The organism is Clostridium grantii DSM 8605 (assembly GCF_900129965.1).
GTDB classification, from domain to species: Bacteria; Bacillota; Clostridia; order Clostridiales; family Clostridiaceae; genus Clostridium_AF; species Clostridium_AF grantii.
The window spans coordinates 1-2,669 of the sequence record NZ_FQXM01000066.1 but is presented as its reverse complement, the minus strand read 5'-3'; the positions used below and the strand labels follow the sequence as shown (position 1 = coordinate 2,669).

At 33.6% G+C, this 2,669-nt stretch carries 3 protein-coding genes; all 3 read left to right on the top strand.

Translation table 11 applies throughout. The features are described from left to right. Positions 1-933 (top strand): RHS repeat domain-containing protein (locus BUB83_RS20915; protein ID WP_073341021.1); only part of this gene is annotated, 933 nt, incomplete at its 5' end. Positions 934-956: 23 nt separating this feature from the next. Continuing rightward, positions 957-1,403 (top strand): hypothetical protein, encoded by a 447-nt coding sequence (locus tag BUB83_RS20910; RefSeq protein WP_073341020.1) that lies wholly within the window; start codon positions 957-959, stop codon positions 1,401-1,403. Between the two features lie 266 nt (positions 1,404-1,669). Next, the gene (locus BUB83_RS20905) at positions 1,670-2,560 is read left to right on the top strand and encodes a LamG domain-containing protein (RefSeq protein WP_073341019.1); all 891 of its coding nucleotides are present in this window, start codon (positions 1,670-1,672) and stop codon (positions 2,558-2,560) included. Positions 2,561-2,669: the final 109 nt, after the last annotated feature.

Sequence of the window (2,669 nt, the reverse complement as noted above, 5' to 3'; positions counted from 1 at the left end):
GATATCACTGGGTTATTTGATAAGAATGGAGCAACTGTAGTAGAATATACTTATGATTCTTGGGGAAAATTGATTTCCATTAGTGGAAGTTTAGCTAGTAGTGTTGGAGTAAAGAATCCTTACCGTTATAGAGGATATAGATACGATGCTGAGTCTCAGTTGTACTATCTACAATCACGGTACTATAATCCTGAGTTTTGTCGCATGTTGAATGCGGATGCTTTAGTAGGCAGTACGGGTGAGTTGTTAGGACATAATATGTTTGCATATACTAAAAATAACCCGATTAATATGAGTGATCCATCTGGATTTAGACCAATTTTTAGTACTAGTCTTGCTGAAGAGACTGAAGATATGAAAGCAGCATCATTCGCAATTATGAATAGAAAACCTGTATCTTCTGTAGTTCCTAAAAAGAAAAGGGCTATGGGTTATGTTGATAAAGTACTCCAACTAAGTGGGACTAATACAGGTCAGGCTGCAGTAGCTACTGGGAATACAGGGATTGGTACTGCAATAGGTAATTTTGCATCAAAAGCTGTTGGCCAAAAATTTAAACCAATTTCTAATTCTATTATGTTGAACGGCATGAAGAAAGTACCTTTTAAGATACAAAGTTTTAAATACAGTTTAGCTAAAACTGACGTAATAGGTAAAGGGAGTAGCGCAATTGGTGCTGCAGGATTATTATCAGTAGGGTTACTTGGCGTGCAAGCTGTTAGCAATGTTTATCACTATGGTTTAGCAGAAGGAGCAGGTCGAACAGGAATAGATGCACTAGGATTTGCTGCTGGTTGCGTGGCTGGGAGTATAATTGGGGGGCTAGTTGTTGCTGGGACTGTAGGAATTGGTGGGAGTATTGTAATAGGAATTGGTGTATCATTTATTATAGGAGGGGCTGTTAATAAAGCAAAAGAGTATTTTTTTGAGTAAAAGTAAATTGGAGGAAATAGCATATGAATAAAATTAACGAGTGGTTTAATAAACCTATAAATTTTGGAATAGTTATAGCGCTTCTGGTAGCTTGTATGCCATACTTATCGGATAAACTTAAGGTAGGTGTTTTGATTCTTGTGTGTGTAGTATTAGTGGAAGAAGTAATTAGATATATCATATTAGGGAGACCATTTTTTGGAATATTGATAATGATATTAAGTTTAGCTTCTGTAATTCCTTTCGCAATAGTACTATTAATAGAGACATATTTAACTAAATATATTAATTATAAAACTTACTTTGAATTTATTACAGCAATTACGTTTACTTTGTTTTATATAACTCTCGTAATAATTGGGTATAAAAATAATACTGAGTTAAGAAAATTTATAGTTATTGTGCATATAATTATGTTTTTCCTAGTATGTTTTGTAGGGATAATGGCATCTATAGTAAAAAGCAATTAATTATTTCTTAGTAAGCAAGTTCGTAGGTAAACCGTCCGCACCAGGGAACTGTTACTTGGGTAAAAATGTAAAACTAAGATTTGCATGAAGTGGTTAAAAAATCTAGTTTAGAGTAATATCTACGAAAGTATTGCAAGCTGTCAATTAAAAATTAAGACTGTAAATAGATTTGAAAACCAAATTTATTTACAGTCTTTTTTATATCCAAATTTAATCTTAAGAAAGATAAAACAAAATGACTTTAATGAAAAGATTTTGAAGGTGATGTGAGCGACAAAAGTGGTAATGGGAATAATGGAACTATTCATGGAAACCCAACTTTTGTAGAGGGTATCAAAGGACAAGCAATAAAATTTGATGGAATAGATGATTGGGTAGAACTAACAGATTTTTCAGTGCCAGAATCATTTACAATTTCAATGTTGGTAAATCCATATACAACAGATGACGAACAGGCTTTTATAGGAAAACATTCAAGTTCCGGAGAAAATATATTTTTATTAGGGTACTGGGGTGGAGGATGTCAAGAAAGAATAAGAATTGATTATTATACTTCAGGAACAAAAACTACAGGATACCAGCACCTTGTATTGGTTACAGATAAAATAAATGACACTCAATCTGAATTAAAACTCTACAAAGATGGTAATTTAATGTGGAGTAATATAATTGATTCAGTAGTAGGAGATACCACAGGCAAGTCTTGGGTTTTAGCGCAGGAGTGGGATGGTAGTACTTTAGGAGACTTTTTCAATGGAGAAATAGATGAATTATTTATCTACAATACTGTGTTAAGCGAAAGTGACATAATTAATATAAATGGTGAAAATAATGTTCAAACTGAATTTAATGGAAACAGTAAGTCTAATAGCAAAACAATAGTGTACAACTATGATAAAGGTGGAAATATAACAAGCAAAACAGAGTATAACTATTCAAAAGGAATATTTTTACCAACTAAAAGAACATATGATTATACCTATGGGGATGCTAACTGGAAAGATAAACTAACAAACTTCGATGGAAAAGCTATAACCTATGATGCCATAGGAAACCCATTAACTTATGATGGATGGACCTTTGACTGGGAACAAGGCAGACAGCTAAAATCCATGAATGTACGGACATGGGGCCAGACCCTTGGGGAAAACTGGTAAAATAATCTAAGCTGTTGTGAACGAAACGTGAACAACTGAGCGATAAGCTCTGCGAGGGATGGAATCCGATGCAAATAGGGTGAAGATGAAGTAGAAGAGGAAAAAAGTA